Genomic DNA, 15,801 nt, shown 5'->3' on the forward strand with positions numbered 1-15,801 from the left:
ACGCGCGGCGGCGGCGGGCAGCGTAACCTCTGGCCGTGATGAGCGGCTACGACGACGCCGACCGCGAACGGTGGGCGGCCGAGCCACCGAAGCGGGCGGTCCGCACGGCGTTCGAGCGCGACCGCGCCCGCGTCGTGCACTCGGCGTCGCTGCGGCGGCTGGCGGCCAAGACCCAGGTGGTGGCGCCCGGCAGCGACGACTTCGTCCGCAACCGGCTCACGCATTCCCTCGAGGTGGCCCAGGTCGGCCGTGAGCTCGGCAAGGAGCTGGGCTGCGACCCCGACGTCGTCGACGCCGCCTGCCTCGCGCACGACATCGGGCACCCGCCGTTCGGGCACAACGGCGAGCAGGTACTCGATGAGATCGCCGCCGGCATCGGCGGATTCGAGGGCAACGCGCAGACGTTGCGGCTGCTCACCCGGCTGGAGGCCAAGGCAGCCCACCCCGACGGCCGGTCCGCCGGGCTCAACCTCACCCGCGCCGGCCTCGACGCGTCGACCAAGTACCCGTGGCGTCGCGGCGAGCGCGACGGCCGCAAGTTCGGCGTCTACGACGACGACGCCGAGGTGTTCGGCTGGCTGCGCGACGGCGCCCCCGACGGTCGCCGCTGCCTCGAGGCGCAGGTCATGGACTTCTCCGACGACGTCGCCTACAGCGTCCACGACGTCGAGGACGCGATCGTCGGCGGCTGGCTGCAGCCCGGCCCGCGGCTGGACGACCCGGGCGAGCGGGCGCGCGTCGCCGAGCTGACCCGGGAGTGGTACCTGCCCGGCGCGTCGCCCGACGAGATCACCGAGGCGCTGGACCGGCTGCGCGCCCTGCCCTACTGGGTCGCCTCCTACGACGGGCGGCTACGGTCGCTGGCGGCGCTCAAGGACATGACCAGCCAGCTGATCGGCCGCTTCTGCGACGACGCCGAGCGCGCGACCCACGCGGCCTACGGAGGCGGCCGGCTGACCCGCTACGCCGCCGACCTCCTGATGCCGCGGACGACCCGGGTCGAGGTCGCCGTGCTGAAGGGCCTGGCCGCCGTCTACGTCATGACGGCGTCGGACCGCGCGCCCATCTACGCCCGGCAGCGCGAGCTGATCGAGGAACTCGTGTCGGCGCTGCGGCTGCGCGCCCCGGAGTCGCTGGAGCCGGCGTTCCAGGAGTCCTGGGCCGCCGCCGCGGACGACGCCGCCCGGCTCCGCGTGATCATCGACCAGGTCGCCTCGCTGACCGACGACTCCGCCGTCGCCCTGCACGCGCAGCTCACCCGCTGAGCCGCTCGCGCGGCCGGACGAGCCCGGCCGCCGGTCGCCCAGTGGTCACGCGGCCTGGCAGCGCGGGCACCAGACCGTCGTGCGGCCGCCGAGCCGAGTGCGCCGCAGCGGCGTTGCGCAGCGTGGGCAGACGCCGTCTCGGTCGTCGCGGTGGCCGGTGAGCCAGCCGTCCCAGCCGGGCACCCGGCCCACGCGCGTCGACCGGCGCAGGACGGTGGTCATCGTGCGGTGCAGGCGGCGGCGGTCGATGTCGGTGAGGTCCCGGGTGCCACGGCGCGGGTGGACGCGGGCCTGCCAGAGGATCTCGTCGGCCAGCAGGTTCCCCAGCCCGGCGACGACGGCCTGGTCCGTCAGCGCAGGTTTGAGGGTGCGCTGCCGGCGGGCGAGGCGCGCGCCGAGCTCGGCGGTGCCGATCCGCGCGGCGTCCGGCCCGAGGTCGCGGAGAAGGGAGCTGACGCCGTCGTCGTCGGGAACCAGCCGGATGCCCTGCAGCTTGCGCAGGTCGCGGTAGCGCAGCTCACGAGTGCCGCTGCCGATGACGACGCGGTCGTGCGGATGCCGCTCGGTGTCACCGTCGACCCAGGTGAGCGAGCCGGTCATGCCGAAGTGGAAGACGACGCTCGGCTCGTCGCGGCGGTGCCGGCGTCCGGCGCGGACCGGTCCGATCAGCCACTTGCCGTGCCGCCTCGGGGTGGCGAACGCAGTCCCGGTGAGCGCGTCGCGCAGCTCGGCGGCGTCGACGCCGCGCAGCACCCCCGCGTCCAGGACCTCGACGTGCTCGATCGGCTTTCCGGCCGCCCGGCGCAGCACCCGGCGGAACCCTTCGACGTCCGGAAGCTCCGGCATGCCGGGGTCGTACCCACGACGGCCGGTCACATGGGCCGAGGGCGGCCGGCGGTCGTAGACTCTGCGCGTGGCAGGTCGAATCCGGGACGAAGACATCGCGGCCATCCGCGAACGCGCCCGCATCGACGTCATCGTCGGCGAGTACGTCGCGCTGCGCAACGCCGGCGGCGGGTCGCTCAAGGGACTCTGCCCGTTCCACGACGAGAAGTCGCCGTCGTTCCACGTCACGCCGACGCGCGGATTCTTCCACTGTTTCGGCTGCTCCGAGGGCGGCGACGTCATCAGCTTCGTGCAGAAGATCGACCAGCTCTCGTTCACCGAGGCGGTCGAGCGGCTGGCCGACAAGGTCGGGCTGCAGCTGCGGTACGAAGAGACGGGGTCCGGGTCGGGGGCGCCGCGGCAGAACCGCGAGCAGCGCACCCGGTTCGTCGAGGCGCACCGCGTGGCCGCCGAGTACTACGCCGAGCAGCTGGCCGAGTCGCCCGAGGCGATGGTCGGCCGGCAGTTCCTCGACGAGCGCGGGTTCGACCAGGAGGCGGCGCAGCGCTTCGGCGTCGGCTACGCCCCGCAGGGCGGAGACGTGCTGCGCACGTATCTGCGGCAGAAGGGGTTCAGCGACCACGAGATCATCGCGGCGGGCCTGGTGGCTCAGGGCCGCAACGCGCCGTACGACCGGTTCCGCGGCCGGCTGGTGTGGCCCATCCACGACCTCATGGGCGACGTCGTCGGGTTCGGCGCCCGCCGCCTCTACGACGACGACCGCATCGAGGCCAAGTACCTCAACACACCCGAGACGCCCATCTACAAGAAGAGCCACGTGCTCTACGGTGTCGACCTCGCCAAGAAGGACATCGCCCGCACCTCGCAGGCCGTCGTCGTCGAGGGCTACACCGACGTCATGGCCTGCCACCTGGCCGGTGTCACCACCGCCGTCGCCACCTGCGGGACGGCGTTCGGCGAGGACCACGCGCGGATCCTGCGCCGGCTGCTGCGCGACCAGGACGAGTACCGCGGCCAGGTCATCTTCACCTTCGACGGCGACGCCGCCGGCCAGAAGGCGGCGCTGCGGGCGTTCGAGGGCGACCAGCGCTTCGTCGGGCAGACCTACGTCGCCATCGACCCCGACGGCCTCGACCCGTGCGAGCGGCGCCAGACCTCCGGCGACCTCGGCGTGCGCGAGCTGGTCGCCCGGCACCGGCCGCTGTTCGAGTTCGCCATCCGCACCATGATCGACGAGTACGACCTCGACAACGCCGAGGGTCGGGCCCACGCCCTCGACAAGGCGATCCCGTTCATCGCCCGCATCCGCGACCGCTCCGTCCGCGACCAGTACGCCGTGCGGCTGTCCGGCTGGGTCGGGCCCCCACTGGGGCACTCGGAGAACTGGGAGCGCGACGTCGTGTCGCGGGTGCGCGCCGCCGCCGGCGTGCCGGACCGCCGGGCGGCCAACGGCCGCGGCCGGGCCGCCGCGCCGCCGCCGGCCGGGCAGCAGGCGCTCGGCGTGCCGGTGCACGGCAATGTCGACCCGCAGACGCTCGAGCTGGAGCGGGCGGCGCTGCGCGTCGCCGTCCAACGCCCCGCCCTGGCCGGCCCGACGTTCGACGACCTCGGCACCGAGGCGTTCCTGTCGCCGGCCTACCGTGCGGTCCGCGAGACCGTCGCCAAGGCCGGCGGCTGCGCCACCCAGGCCGGCGGGCACGACTGGGTCGAGGCGCTGCTTGCCGCCGCCCCCGACGACTCCGCCCGGCACATCGCCACCCAGCTCGCCGTCGAGGCCATGCCGGTCGACGAGACCGCGGTGCAGCGCTACGCCGACTCGGTGGTGCTGCGGCTGCACGAGGTGTGGGTGTCGCGCCAGCTGGTCGCGCTCAAGGCCAAGCTGCAGCGCACCGACCCGTCGGCGCAGGTCGAGGTCTACAACCGGCTCTTCGGCGAGCTGATGGCGCTCGAGAAGCACCGCCGCGACCTGCGCGAGCGAGGCATCGGCACCGCCGGCTGACGGCGCCCGGCACCCGCCGCCGAGTCAGCCGTCCTCGCGGCGGAACACCGTCCGGGTGAGCGCCTGGACGTCGCCGTCGAGGTGGTCGAGATGCCGGTTGACCTCGTCGAACCGGGTGTTCATCTCGGTGCGCATGGAGTCGAACTTCACATCCATGGCGCCGAACTTCGCATCCATGGCGGCGATCTTCGCGTCCATCGACTGGAAGCGCGCCTCGGCCTTGTGGTCCATGGCCTGGAATCGGTGGTCGATGGCGTCGAAGCGGGTGTCGATGGTGTCGAAGCGGCCGTCGAGCCGGTCGATCTTCGCATCGACCAGGCGCAGCAGCATGGTGGCCATGATGCTGATCGCGGCGAGGAAGCCGCCGATGAGCGTCCAGGTCTGCGCGTCGTCCATGCACTGCTCCTTCGTGGATCGTCATGCTACGACCCTGACCGATGGCGGCGCATCTCGTCGGGGACGAGTCGGACAATGTGGATGACGTCCAGAACTCGTCGTCCTTGTGGACGAGCAGGCGATCAGACGTGGCCGAAGCGGGCGAGCGCCTCGACCAAGGTGAGGCCCTCGCGCAGGGCGGCCCGGATCGAGACCTCCGTCGTCGTCAGCTGCTCCGCCGCCTCCAGCACCTGCGAGACCAGCGTCGACGGCACCACGATGCCGCCGTCCTCGTCGGCCAGCACGAAGTCGCCGGGCCGGACCTCGACCCACGCCGTCGTCGCGCCGCCCAGGTAGACGGGCTCCTGCCAGCCGGTGACGGCCCACCGGCCGATCGACTGCACCGGCGTCCGATACCGGGCGAACACCGGGAAGCCGTGACGGCGCAGCCAGCGCAGGTCGCGGACACCGCCGTCGACCACGGCGCCGACGCAGCCGCGCTCGCGCAGGCCCAGCGCGATCAGCTCGCCGAAGTAGCAGACGCCGTGTCCGTCGCCGGCCCAGACGGCGACCTCGTCGGGCCCGATGCCCTGGCAGGCCTCCATCTTCGCCGCGTCGCCGCCACCCGAGTACGGGCGCATCTGGCCGCGGATCGTGTACGCCCAGCCCGCCACCCGCTCGCCTGACACCGCCGCCAGCGACGGCGCCAGCCCCTGGTCGGGCCGGCCGAGGCCGTCGAGGACGTCGGCGACGTTGGAGGTGTCGACGGCGGCGAAGCGCCGGCGGATCTCTGCTCGCTGCTCTGCCGTGTGCACGGTGGATTGTCCACCACCACAGCCCCAAGAGGGAATGCGACGTGACCCGTTGACGCTTCAACCATCATGAGCGAGCGCCGGGACACCTCCGTCACCTCCGCCGACGAGGCGCCACCCGCGCTGATCGTCCTCGGCGCCCCGGACGGCGCCACCGACGCCGGCGAGTGCGCCGACGGCTTCTGCGCCGTCTGAGCGATCCCCCACGAACGAGGAGAACACGACAGTGCTGGTCGAGGTGTGGTCGGACTTCGTCTGCCCGTGGTGCTACATCGGCAAGCGGCGGCTCGAGACCGCGCTCAGCCGGTTCGAGCACGCCGGCGACATCGAGATCGTGTGGCGCAGCTTCCAGCTCGACCCGTCCACGCCGCCCGGTGCCGACGGCCCGGTGTCGGAGAGCCTGCGCACGAAGTACGGCGTCAGCGCCGAGCAGGTGGTGCAGATGAACGAGCGGGTCACCACGCTCGCGGCGGCCGAGGGCCTGGACTACCACCTCGACACCGCCCGCGTCGCCAACACGTTCGACGCCCACCGCGTGGCGCACCTGGCCCGCGAGCACGGTGTCGGCCCGGAGCTGCACGAGCGGCTCATGCGCGCGCACCTCATCGAGTCCGTGCATCTGGGCACCCCGGAGAACGTCGTCCGGCTGGCCGCCGAGGTGGGCGTCCCCGAGGACGAGTCCCGGCGGGTGCTCGACGGCGACGACTATGCCGGCGACGTCCGCGCCGAGATCGACCTGGCGCGCCAGTTCGGCGCCGGTGGCGTCCCGTTCTTCGTCATGGGCCGCACCCACGGCGTCTCTGGCGCGCAGCCGGTCGAGGTGTTCGACGGCGCCCTGGCCGAGGCCTACCGCCGCGCGACCGCCCCCGCTCAGTAGCGGGCGCTGACCCCACGCTCGCGCCCGTCGCCGGCGGCCGGGCATGATGCGGGCATGACCCTCGTCGCCGGCGTCGACTCGTCCACCCAGTCCTGCAAGGTCCTCCTGGTCGACAGCGACGACGGCACCGTCGTCGCGTCCGGGCGGGCCGGCCATCCCGACGGCACCGAGGTCGACCCCCGTGCCTGGTGGGACGCCCTGGCCGAGGCCGGCGACGGTCTGCTCGACCGCGCGGACGCCGTCGCCGTCGGCGGGCAGCAGCACGGCATGGTCGTGCTCGACGACGACGGCGAGGTCGTGCGTCCGGCGCTGCTGTGGAACGACACCCGCTCGGCCGGCGCCGCCCGCGACCTGACGGCGGAGCTCGGCGGCCCCGCCGCGTGGGCCGAGGCCGTCGGGCTGGTCCCGGTCGCCAGCTTCACCGTCACCAAGCTGCGCTGGCTCGCCGAGCACGAGAAGGACAACGCCGCCCGGGTCCGGCAGGTCATGCTGCCGCACGACTACCTCACCTGGCTCCTCGCCGGCCGCCCGGCGGAACCGGTCACCGACCGCGGCGACGCCTCCGGCACCGGCTACTGGTCGGCCGCCACCGGCGAGTACCGCCCGGACCTGCTCGAGCTCGGCTTCGGCCGGACCATCGACGTCCCGCGCGTCGCGACCCCGAACGAGGCCACGGGCACGACGGCGACAGGCGCGGTCATCGCCCCCGGCACCGGCGACAACATGGGCGCCGCGCTCGGCCTGACCCTCGAGCCCGGCGACGTCGTCGTCTCGCTCGGCACCAGCGGCACCGCCTTCGCCGTCTCGGAGTCGCCGGTCGCCGACGCCACCGGCACGGTCGCCGGGTTCGCCGACGCCACCGGCCGGCACCTGCCGCTGGTCGCCACCCTCAACGCCGCCCGCGTGCTCACCGCCGCGGCGACGCTGCTCGGCACCGACCTCGCCGGGCTGGACCGGCTCGCGCTCGCGGCGGAGTCCGGCGCCGGGGGCCTGGTGCTGCTGCCCTACCTCGACGGCGAGCGCACCCCCGATCTCCCCGACGCCACCGGCTCGCTGGTCAACCTCACCCGTGCCGCCATGACCCCGCAGAACCTGGCCCGGGCCGCCGTCGAGGGCATGCTCTGCGGCCTCGCCGACGGCGTCGACGCGCTGGCCGCGCAGGGGGTCACCGTCCGGCGGGTGCTGCTCATCGGCGGCGCGGCGAAGTCGGCCGCCGTCCGCGCCGTCGCGCCGCAGGTGTTCGGCGTCCCCGTGGTCGTGCCCGCGCCGGGGGAGTATGTCGCGCTCGGGGCCGCCCGGCAGGCCGCCTGGGCGCTCTCCGGCGCCGCATCCCCGCCCGCCTGGCCGCTCGAGCTCGAGACCTCGGCCGAGCCCAGCGGCGACGGCGGCAGCCTGCGGGTCCGCGACGCCTACGCGGAGGCACGCACCCGGCTGCACGGCTGAACCCACCCACATCGGGCATGGTCGTGCCACCCTGGAATACGGGCATGCGCCGGCCGGTTATGGCGGGTACATTAGTTGACACGTCAACATCCGGCGAGAGGGAGTGACGGGAGATGCAGTTCGGGATCTTCACGGTGGGCGACGTGACCACCGATCCCACCACGGGGCGAACCCCCACGGAGCACGAGCGGATCAAGGCGACGGTCGCGATCGCCAAGAAGGCCGAGGAGGCCGGGCTCGACGTCTTCGCGACCGGTGAGCACCACAACCCGCCGTTCATCGCCTCGGCGCCCACGACGACGCTGGCCTACATCGGCGCGCAGACCGAGCGGATCATCCTCTCGACGGCGACGACGCTGATCACGACCACCGACCCGGTGCTGATCGCGGAGAACTACGCCAAGCTGCAGCACCTCACCGACGGCCGCGTCGACCTCATGATGGGCCGCGGCAACACCGGCCCGGTCTACCCGTGGTTCGGCAAGGACATCCGCGACGGCATCGCGCTGGCGGTCGAGAACTACGCGTTGCTGCACCGGCTGTGGCGCGAGGACGTCGTCGACTGGCAGGGCCGGTTCCGCACGCCCCTGCAGGGCTTCACGTCGGTGCCGCGCCCGCTCGACGGCGTGCCGCCGTTCGTCTGGCACGGCTCGATCCGCAGCCCCGAGATCGCCGAGCAGGCCGCCTACTACGGCGACGGCTTCTTCCACAACAACATCTTCTGGCCGATGTCGCACACCAAGCAGATGGTCGGGCTCTACCGCCGCCGCTTCGAGCACTACGGCCACGGCCCGGCCGACACCGCCATCGTCGGGCTGGGCGGCCAGGTGTTCATGCGCCCCAACTCGCAGGACGCCGTCCGCGAGTTCCGGCCCTACTTCGACGTCGCGCCGGTCTACGGCCACGGCCCGTCGCTCGAGGAGTTCACCGAGCAGACGCCGCTGACCGTCGGCAGCCCGCAGCAGGTCATCGACCGCTACGCCGCCATGCGCGACCACGTCGGCCACTACCAGCGTCAGCTGTTCCTCATGGACCACGCCGGGCTCCCGCTCGACGTCGTCCTCGAGCAGATCGAGATCCTCGGTACTGAGGTCGTGCCGGTGCTGCGCCGCGAGATGGCCACCGGCCGGCCCGCGCACATCCCCGACGCGCCGACGCACGCGTCGCTGGTCGAGGCTGCCGGCGGCGGCCGCGACACGACGGTGCACGCCGTCGACGACGTCACGGGCAAGGCCCCCGAGGCGGCGGAGGCCTCGCGATGACGACACCGGGGACGTCGACGCGCCGGGTGGCCGTGGTGTCGGCCGGGCTGCGCCAGCCGTCGTCGACCCGGCTGCTGGCCGACCGCCTCGCCGAGGCGGCGGGCACCCAGCTCGCCGCCCGCGGCGTCGACGTCGACCTGCGGGTCCTCGAGCTGCGCGAGTACGCGCACGACCTCACGAACCACCTGCTCAGCGGCTTCCCGAGCCCGTCGCTCGGCGAGGCGATCGAGGCGGTGACGACGGCCGACGGGCTGATCACGGTCTCACCGATCTTCACCGCCTCCTACAGCGGCCTGTTCAAGACCTTCTTCGACGTGGTCGACGCCGACGCGCTCGAGGGCATGCCGGTGCTACTCGGCGCCACCGGCGGGACGGAGCGGCACTCGCTGGCGCTGGAGCACGCGATGCGGCCGCTCTTCACCTACCTGCACGCGATCGTGGTCCCCACCGCGATCTACGCGGCCACCTCCGACTGGGGCGCGGAGCAGGCGGGCGACGGCGCCGGCGCGCCCACCGGGCTGGCGCGGCGCATCGAGCGGGGCGCCCGCGAGTTCGCCGACTTCGTGGCCGGCCGCGAACCCCGTCAGGCCGCCGACCCGTTCGCCGTCCCCACCCCGTTCGAGCAACTCCTCGCCGAGAACTGAGCCACCGCGGGCCCCGCCCAGGTTGATCTTGGAGCAACTGCGGGATCAATCGGGCATGTCGCCCAGCTATGGCGCCGTTACTCCAAGATCAACGTAGACTGGGGCGCGGGGTCGGGCTGGCTGCGGCCCGACGGGCGGACGGCGCGGTTCAGCTCATCGCGGCGGGGGTGGCCGACATGAGGTAGTCGACCTGGGCCGGCGCGAGCGCGTGGTCGATGACCATGACGGCGGCGCCGATGATGCCGGCGCGGTCGCCGGTGGTGGACTGCACGATGCGCAGGTCCTGGGTGGCCAGCGGCAGCGAGCGGCGATAGACGATCTCGCGGACGCCGGCGATGAGATGCTCGCCGGCCTGCGAGAGCGAGCCGCCGATGACGATGACCGACGGGTTGAACAGGCTCACCGCGGCGGCCAGGACCTCGCCGATGTCGCGGCCGGCCTGCCGGAGCAACTGCAGCGCCTCGATGTTGCCGCCGCGGGCCAGCGCCACGACGTCGAAGCTGGTGGAGGCCTGCATGCCGCGGGCGGCCAGCTTGGCCGCGATGGCGGCGCCGCTGGCGACGGCCTCGAGGCAGCCGGTGTTGCCGCAGCGGCAGACGATGTCGGCGCCGTGGGGCAGCTGCAGGTGGCCCATGTCGCCGGCCGCGCCCTGGGCGCCACGATGCAGCCGCCCGTCGCTGATGAGGCCGCTGCCGATGCCGGTGGCGACCTTGACGAACATCATGTGCGGGGCGTCGCTCCAGGCGACGTTGTGCTCGCCCAGCGCCATGATGTTCACGTCGTTGTCGACCAGCGCGACGACGCCGCCGAAGCGGTCCTGCAGGTAGCCCTGCACGTCGAAGCCGTCCCAGCCGGGCATGATCGGCGGGCTGACGGGGCGGCCGGTGGAGTGCTCGACCGGCCCGGGCAGCCCGATGCCGACGCCCAGCAGGTCGGCGGGATCGCGGCCGGCCTGCCGGATGAGCTCGTGGCCGGTGCGGTCGACCCAGTCGAGGACGGTCTCGGGACCGGCGGCGACCAGCAGGTCGTCGGCGGACTGGGCGAGCACCTGGGCGGCGAGGTCGGTGATGGCGAGGCGCGCGTGCGTGGCGCCGATGTCGGCGGCCAGGACGTAGCGGGCGTTGGGGTTGAACGCGAAGCGCGTGGGCGGCCGGCCGCCGGTGGAGGCGGCCTTGTCGGCCGGGCCGATGAGGTTGCTCGCAAGCAGCGCGTCGACCCGCTGGGTGACCGTCGAGCGGGCCAGCCCGGTCTCGGCGGCGAGCTCGGCGCGCGTGCGCGGCCGGCCGTCGCGCAGCAGCTGGAAGAGGGACCCCGCGGAGTACATCGAGGTGCCGTCTGGCTGGACGTATGCCGGCCGTGACGTCGTGACGCCTACGCCTTCGAGCATGGCACTAGTGAAACACACCAGACTTCTTCCTGTGCAACATCCGGAGATGCGGTAATCGTCGCGCAACTTTTGCTTGACGTGCGCGCAAAAGTGCCTCTAAGTTGCTCTGCCATGGCAGTGACTCCGATCACAGACCGCGAGGCCGGCGACGACCCCGTCTCGATCACGGGATACCGGGCGGCGATCGTCGGGACGGGCTTCATGGGCCGGGTGCATGCACGGGCGGTCCAGGTGGCCGGCGGCCGCGTGGTCGGAGCGGTCGGCTCCACGCCGGAGCGCGCGGTCGCGGCCCAGGGCGACCTGCAGGCGGACGCCGTCTTCGCGACCTTCGACGAGCTGCTCGACACGGTCGAGGTCGACGTCGTCCACGTCTGCACCCCCAACCACCTGCACGAACCGGTCGTGCTGGCCGCGCTCGCCGCCGGCAAGCACGTCGTCTGCGAGAAGCCGCTGGCCACGTCGTCGGCGGCCGCGGAGGCGATGACCGCCGCGGCGCGCGAGGCCGGCCGGGTCACCGCCGTCCCGTTCGTCTACCGCTTCCACCCGATGGTCCGCGAGGCCCGCGAGCGGGTCCGCGCCGGTGAGGTCGGAACCCTCTTCCTGGCCCACGGCAGTTACCTGCAGGACTGGCTGCTGCACCCGACCGATGACAACTGGCGTGTCGACCCGCACCTCGGCGGCCCGACCCGTGCGTTCGGCGACATCGGCTCGCACTGGTGCGACCTGCTCGAGTTCGTGACGCAGGAGCGGATCACCCGGCTGTCGGCGCAGTCGTCGACGGTGAACAAGCTGCGCGGCGTCGACACCCTGCGCAACGTCACCACCGAGGACGTCGTCGTCGTCCAGTTCGCCACCGCGGGCGGCGCCATCGGCTCCGTCGTCGTCAGCCAGGTCTCGGCCGGGCGCAAGAACCGGCTGCTGCTCGAGGTGTCCGGCTCGCGCGGGTCGCTCGCATTCGACCAGGAGAACCCGGAGCACCTGTGGTGGGGTGGCCGCGAGCGCAGCAGCCAGCTGGTCCGCGACCCCGAGACGCTCAGTGCACAGGCCGCGCGGTACGCCCGCGTCCCCGCCGGGCACGCCCAGGGCTACCAGGACTGCTTCGACGCGTTCGTCGCCGACACGCACGCGGCCATCCTCGGCGAGATGCCCGACGGGCTGCCCACCTTCGACGACGGCCTGCGTGCCGCCCGGCTGGCCGAGGCCGTCATGACCTCGGCCGCCGAGCGCGAGTGGGTGGAGGTGCGCGCATGAGCTCTGACGTGGTGAGCCCCGCCACGACGCTGCTGCGGATGAGCGGCATCGAGAAGTCGTTCCTCGGCGTGCAGGTGCTGCACGGCGTCGACCTCGACCTGCGCGCGGGCGAGGTGCACGCGCTCATCGGCGAGAACGGCGCCGGCAAGTCGACGCTGATGAAGATCCTCGCCGGCGTCTACCAGGCCGACGGCGGCACCGTCGAGCTGGACGGGCAGAGCGTGCGGTTCGAGCACCCGCTGCAGGCGCAGCAGGCCGGCGTGTCGACGGTGTTCCAGGAGTTCAACCTGCTGCCGGAGCGCACGGTGGCCGAGAACGTCTTCCTCGGCCGCGAGCCGCGCCGCAACCGGCTGGTCGACGCCGCCCGGATGAACACCGACACCCAGGCGCTGCTGGAGGACCTCGGGCTCACCTGGCTGCGGCCGGCGACGCGGGTGCGCTCGCTGTCGGTGGCCGGCCAGCAGATCGTCGAGATCGTCAAGGCGCTGTCCTACGACGCGCGGATCATCTCGATGGACGAGCCGACCGCCGCGCTGGCCGACGAGGAGGTGGAGCTGCTCTACCGTCTGATCGCCAAGCTCAAGGAGCGCGGCGTCGCCATCCTCTACGTGTCGCACCGGCTCAAGGAGATCTTCGACCTGTCCGACCGCGTGACCATCCTCAAGGACGGCGCGCTGGTCGACACCGTCGCGACCGCCGACATCACGTCCGACGAACTGGTCCGCAAGATGGTCGGCCGGCCGATCTCGAGCTTCTTCCCGGACAAGCGGCCGGGCACCGAGGCCGGCGACGTCCGGCTGGAGATCCGCCAGGGCGGCAACGAGCAGGTCGACGGCATCGACCTGACGGTGCGCGCCGGCGAGATCGTGGCGCTGGCCGGACTGCAGGGCAGCGGACGGACCGAGATCGCGCACGCGCTGTTCGGGGTCGACCGGTTCACCCGCGGCCAGGTGCTGCTCGACGGCCGGGTGGTCACGCTGCGCTCGCCGCGGCAGGCCGTCCGGTCCGGGCTGGCGCTGGTCACCGAGGACCGCAAGGGTGAGGGCCTGGTGCTCAACCAGTCGGTCGCGGCCAACGCGCGGCTGGTGCTCGACGCCGTCCTGCCGCGGCGCGCGTCGCAGGGCGCCCGGCGGATCCCGGGGATCCTCTCGTCGCTCGAGCTGGTCTCGCGCGGCAGCAGCCAGGAGGTGCGCTTCCTCTCCGGCGGCAACCAGCAGAAGGTCGTGCTGGCCAAGTGGCTGGCCACCGAGCCGAAGGTGATCGTGCTCGACGAGCCCACCCGCGGCATCGACGTGGGCGCGAAGGAACGCGTGTACACGCTCATGCGCGAGCTGTCGGCGCAGGGCGTGGCGATCCTGATGATCTCGTCGGAGCTGCCCGAGGTCATCGGCATGGCCGACCGCATCGTCGTCCTGCGCGACGGCCGCGTCGCCGGCGAGCTTCCCGGCGGCGTGGACGAGGAGACCGTCATGGCCCTGGCGACGGGGCATCAGGCGGACGAGAGGGGAGAGCCATGAGCCGCGCGGTCGCCGTCGCCGGGAGCACCCGCACCGCCCGCCGCCTCGGCGCCACCGAGCTGGTGTGGCTGGCGCTCGCCGGGGTCGTCGTCATCGGCGCGGTCCTGGTCGCCGTCGACGGCCACAACCTCTTCAGCACCGCGAACACCCGCGACATGCTGGCCCGCTCGAGCCTGCTCGGGTTCGTGGCCATCGGCCAGACGCTGGTGATCCTGTGCCGGTCGCTGGACCTGTCCGTCGGCTACGTCATGGCGCTGTGCAGCCTGATCGCCGCGACGACGATGAACGGCGACCCCGCCCGGGTGCCGCTGGCCATCGGCGCCGTGCTGGTGGTCGCCGCCGCGATCGGCCTCGCCAACGGCCTGATCATCTCCGTGCTCAAGGTGAACCCGTTCATCGCGACGCTCGGCGTCGGTCTGATCATCAAGGGCTACCTCGACACCGAGTACCAGGGTCCGGCCGGCGACGTGCCGAGCTCGTTCCAGCAGTTCGGCTACAGCCGCATCGGCCCGGTCCCGCTCTCGACGATCGTCATGCTCGCGGTCGCGGTGGCCGGCATCCTCTTCCTGCGCAAGACCCGCACCGGCTACCACATGTTCGCCGTCGGCGGCAGCGAGGACGTGTCGCGGCTCTCCGGCATCCGCACCGGCCGGGTGATCGTGACGGCGCACGTGCTGTGCGCGGTCGCCGCAGGCCTGGCCGGCCTGCTGCTGGCGGCCCGGTTCGGCACCGGCAGCGCGCTGGTGTACGACTCCGGCTACGACCTCGACTCCATCGCCGCGGTGGTGCTCGGCGGCACGCTGCTCATGGGCGGGCGCGGCGGCATCGGCGGCACCATCGCCGGCGTCCTGATCCTGGCCGTGCTCGACACCGTCTTCAACATCCTCGAGGTCGACCCGTTCTTCAAGGACGTGCTCCGCGGCGTGATCATCGTCGCCGCCGTCGCGATCTACGCCCGCCGGCAGATCGACCGGAAGGCCAGCCGGGTGCGGTTCGGGGGTGACGGCGGCAGCGGCGGATCCGCGCCACCCGATCCCGTCCCCGATGCGCCCGTCCCCGCCGGCTCGACGGGAGGGAACGCGTGACCGTCACGACCTCGCAGCCCACGCGGCGCCAGAGCGCCGGCGACCTGCTCGGCCGCCTCTTCGGCGGCGGCAGCGGGACGGTGTTCGCGCTGCTCATCGTCGTGTTCGCATGGATCTTCATCGTGAACCCGAGCTTCGCCGAGCCGCCGTCGCTGATGGCGTTCCTGAAGCAGGCCGCGCCGCTGATGATCCTGGCGATCGGCCAGTACTTCGTCATCGTGTCCGGCGAGTTCGACCTGTCCGTCGGGTCGCTGGTGGGCGCCCAGGTGGTCATCGCCGCGGCCCTGATCGACGGCGAGGAGGGCCGCACCGTCCCCGTCATCCTGCTGATGCTCGGGTTCGGCATCCTGGTCGGCCTGGTGAACGGGCTGATCACGACGCTGCTCAAGGTGCAGTCGTTCATCACCACCCTCGGCATGATGCTGGTGCTCTACGGCGCCATCCGGTTGTGGACCGGCGGCGCGCCCACCGGCGCCCTGTCCGAGGCGTTCCGCCAGCCCGGGCGCGGCGGCATCGACATGGCGGTCGTACGACAACTGCCGTGGGCGCTGATGATCCTGGCCGGGATCGTCATCGTCGCCGTGGCGGTCATGCGCAGCTCGTACGGCCGCACGTTGATGGCCACCGGCGACAACGAGCGGGCGGCCGCGTTCGCCGGCGTCCGGGTCTGGCGGGTCCGCACCCTGGCCTTCATCGCCTCCAGCGTCATGGCGACGCTCGCCGCGATCCTCATCGGCGGGTACGCCGGCGTCACCGCGCAGGTCGGCCAGGGCCTGGAGTTCACGGCGATCACCGCCGTGGTGCTGGGCGGCGTCGTGCTCGGCGGCGGAAAGGGCTCCGTCGTCGCCGCCATGGCCGGCGCCCTCACGCTCGAGGCGCTGTTCGTCCTGTTCAACCAGCTGAGCTTGCCGTCGACCATCAGGCCGGCGGTCCAAGGCGTGATCATCATCGCGGCCGTCGCGTATGCGGCTCGTGAGAGGGCGCGTCCCCGGCACCACCAGGAAGTCCCGTCCCAACAACAACCGAACGAAGCCTGAC

At 72.8% G+C, this 15,801-nt stretch carries 15 protein-coding genes; 11 read left to right on the plus strand and 4 right to left on the minus strand.

The genetic code is table 11. The annotated features are described in order from the left end of the window. The first annotated feature begins 38 nt into the window (after window positions 1-38). Window positions 39-1,265, plus strand: coding sequence for a deoxyguanosinetriphosphate triphosphohydrolase (locus E1212_RS05755; protein WP_131980335.1), 1,227 nt, complete (start codon window positions 39-41; stop codon window positions 1,263-1,265). 45 nt (window positions 1,266-1,310) lie between these two features. Here the strand turns inward: E1212_RS05755 and E1212_RS05760 are convergent, their stop codons facing one another. Continuing rightward, window positions 1,311-2,111, minus strand: a complete 801-nt coding sequence (locus E1212_RS05760; RefSeq protein WP_131980245.1) for an Fpg/Nei family DNA glycosylase — start codon at window positions 2,109-2,111, stop codon at window positions 1,311-1,313. A 67-nt stretch (window positions 2,112-2,178) separates the two neighbouring features. On the opposite strand from E1212_RS05760, the gene dnaG reads away from it, so the two are divergent. Continuing rightward, a complete protein-coding gene (gene dnaG, locus E1212_RS05765) occupies window positions 2,179-4,110 on the plus strand; it encodes a DNA primase (RefSeq protein WP_131980247.1) in 1,932 nt (643 codons plus the stop codon). A 24-nt stretch (window positions 4,111-4,134) separates the two neighbouring features. On the opposite strand, the gene E1212_RS05770 is transcribed toward dnaG, so the two are convergent. Beyond that, the gene (locus tag E1212_RS05770; protein WP_131980249.1) at window positions 4,135-4,506 is read right to left on the minus strand and encodes a hypothetical protein; all 372 of its coding nucleotides are present in this window, start codon (window positions 4,504-4,506) and stop codon (window positions 4,135-4,137) included. 122 nt (window positions 4,507-4,628) lie between these two features. Further along, a complete protein-coding gene (locus tag E1212_RS05775) occupies window positions 4,629-5,300 on the minus strand; it encodes an RraA family protein (RefSeq protein ID WP_131980251.1) in 672 nt (223 codons plus the stop codon). Window positions 5,301-5,366: 66 nt separating this feature from the next. Between E1212_RS05775 and E1212_RS30700 the strand changes: the two genes are divergently transcribed. The 5 genes from E1212_RS30700 (at window position 5,367) to E1212_RS05795 (ending at window position 9,523) form a co-directional block, all read left to right on the plus strand. Next, a complete protein-coding gene (locus E1212_RS30700) occupies window positions 5,367-5,492 on the plus strand; it encodes a hypothetical protein (RefSeq protein WP_275296152.1) in 126 nt (41 codons plus the stop codon). Between the two features lie 31 nt (window positions 5,493-5,523). Next, entirely contained in the window at window positions 5,524-6,174 is a 651-nt protein-coding gene (locus E1212_RS05780; RefSeq protein WP_131980253.1) for a DsbA family oxidoreductase, read from the plus strand. Between the two features lie 54 nt (window positions 6,175-6,228). After that, window positions 6,229-7,617, plus strand: coding sequence for a xylulokinase (gene xylB / locus E1212_RS05785; RefSeq protein WP_131980255.1), 1,389 nt, complete (start codon window positions 6,229-6,231; stop codon window positions 7,615-7,617). 113 nt (window positions 7,618-7,730) lie between these two features. Beyond that, window positions 7,731-8,879, plus strand: coding sequence for an LLM class flavin-dependent oxidoreductase (locus tag E1212_RS05790; protein ID WP_131980257.1), 1,149 nt, complete (start codon window positions 7,731-7,733; stop codon window positions 8,877-8,879). Further along, the gene (locus E1212_RS05795; protein ID WP_131980259.1) at window positions 8,876-9,523 is read left to right on the plus strand and encodes an FMN reductase; all 648 of its coding nucleotides are present in this window, start codon (window positions 8,876-8,878) and stop codon (window positions 9,521-9,523) included. The genes E1212_RS05790 and E1212_RS05795 overlap by 4 nt, the downstream gene beginning before the upstream one ends. Before the next feature lie 148 nt (window positions 9,524-9,671). Here E1212_RS05795 and E1212_RS05800 read toward each other — a convergent pair whose 3' ends face one another. Next, entirely contained in the window at window positions 9,672-10,910 is a 1,239-nt protein-coding gene (locus E1212_RS05800) for an ROK family transcriptional regulator (protein WP_203416456.1), read from the minus strand. Window positions 10,911-11,021: 111 nt separating this feature from the next. Between E1212_RS05800 and E1212_RS05805 the strand changes: the two genes are divergently transcribed. The 4 genes from E1212_RS05805 to E1212_RS05820 are packed head-to-tail and all read left to right on the plus strand — an operon-like array spanning window position 11,022 to window position 15,800. Next, window positions 11,022-12,161: a Gfo/Idh/MocA family protein gene (locus E1212_RS05805; RefSeq protein ID WP_131980261.1), complete on the plus strand. Its 1,140-nt coding sequence runs from the start codon at window positions 11,022-11,024 to the stop codon at window positions 12,159-12,161. Then, window positions 12,158-13,678 (plus strand): sugar ABC transporter ATP-binding protein, encoded by a 1,521-nt coding sequence (locus E1212_RS05810; RefSeq protein WP_131980263.1) that lies wholly within the window; start codon window positions 12,158-12,160, stop codon window positions 13,676-13,678. Before E1212_RS05805 ends, E1212_RS05810 begins: the two co-directional genes overlap by 4 nt. After that, entirely contained in the window at window positions 13,675-14,763 is a 1,089-nt protein-coding gene (locus tag E1212_RS05815) for an ABC transporter permease (protein WP_131980265.1), read from the plus strand. Before E1212_RS05810 ends, E1212_RS05815 begins: the two co-directional genes overlap by 4 nt. Next, complete coding sequence (locus tag E1212_RS05820) at window positions 14,760-15,800, plus strand: ABC transporter permease (RefSeq protein ID WP_203416458.1); 1,041 nt, start codon at window positions 14,760-14,762, stop codon at window positions 15,798-15,800. Before E1212_RS05815 ends, E1212_RS05820 begins: the two co-directional genes overlap by 4 nt. The last annotated feature ends 1 nt before the right edge of the window (window position 15,801 follow it).

This window comes from Jiangella ureilytica, from assembly GCF_004348545.1.
Taxonomy (GTDB): domain Bacteria; phylum Actinomycetota; class Actinomycetes; order Jiangellales; family Jiangellaceae; genus Jiangella; species Jiangella ureilytica.

Coding starts and splice junctions, on each gene's coding strand:
- E1212_RS05755 (WP_131980335.1), top strand. CDS start 39: ATGAGCGGCTACGACGACGCCGACCGCGAACGGTGGGCGGCCGAGCCA.
- E1212_RS05760 (WP_131980245.1), bottom strand. CDS start 2,111: ATGCCGGAGCTTCCGGACGTCGAAGGGTTCCGCCGGGTGCTGCGCCGG.
- E1212_RS05770 (WP_131980249.1), bottom strand. CDS start 4,506: ATGGACGACGCGCAGACCTGGACGCTCATCGGCGGCTTCCTCGCCGCG.
- E1212_RS30700 (WP_275296152.1), top strand. CDS start 5,367: ATGAGCGAGCGCCGGGACACCTCCGTCACCTCCGCCGACGAGGCGCCA.
- xylB (WP_131980255.1), top strand. CDS start 6,229: ATGACCCTCGTCGCCGGCGTCGACTCGTCCACCCAGTCCTGCAAGGTC.
- E1212_RS05790 (WP_131980257.1), top strand. CDS start 7,731: ATGCAGTTCGGGATCTTCACGGTGGGCGACGTGACCACCGATCCCACC.
- E1212_RS05795 (WP_131980259.1), top strand. CDS start 8,876: ATGACGACACCGGGGACGTCGACGCGCCGGGTGGCCGTGGTGTCGGCC.
- E1212_RS05800 (WP_203416456.1), bottom strand. CDS start 10,910: ATGCTCGAAGGCGTAGGCGTCACGACGTCACGGCCGGCATACGTCCAG.
- E1212_RS05805 (WP_131980261.1), top strand. CDS start 11,022: ATGGCAGTGACTCCGATCACAGACCGCGAGGCCGGCGACGACCCCGTC.
- E1212_RS05810 (WP_131980263.1), top strand. CDS start 12,158: ATGAGCTCTGACGTGGTGAGCCCCGCCACGACGCTGCTGCGGATGAGC.
- E1212_RS05815 (WP_131980265.1), top strand. CDS start 13,675: ATGAGCCGCGCGGTCGCCGTCGCCGGGAGCACCCGCACCGCCCGCCGC.